The following is a 228-nucleotide window of genomic DNA, read 5'->3' as shown; positions in this document are numbered from 1 at the left end:
CACTAACTAGTAAATTACCAAAGAGTTCAGGATCTTTCGTGTGCGTTTTTGGTACAACTACTAATTTTCCACCAAACAGTAATGCGCCATACATTTCCCATACGGAAAAGTCAAAGTTGTACGAATGGAACATGCTCCACACATCTTTTTCATTGAAATCGAATAGTGATGCTTCATTATAGAATAATCGGGTTACGTTTTGGTGTGTGATTAATACTCCTTTTGGTG

1 protein-coding gene is annotated in these 228 nt (G+C 36.8%); it reads right to left on the bottom strand.

Annotated elements, in window-relative coordinates:
• Positions 1 to 228, bottom strand: a 228-nt coding sequence (locus tag AA089_RS23335; RefSeq protein ID WP_046759438.1) for an AMP-binding protein, incomplete at both ends; no start/stop codon positions are given.

The organism is Kordia jejudonensis (assembly GCF_001005315.1).
GTDB classification, from domain to species: Bacteria; Bacteroidota; Bacteroidia; order Flavobacteriales; family Flavobacteriaceae; genus Kordia; species Kordia jejudonensis.
The sequence above is the reverse complement of the archived record's forward strand: the minus strand, read 5'-3'. Positions and strand labels throughout refer to the sequence as shown.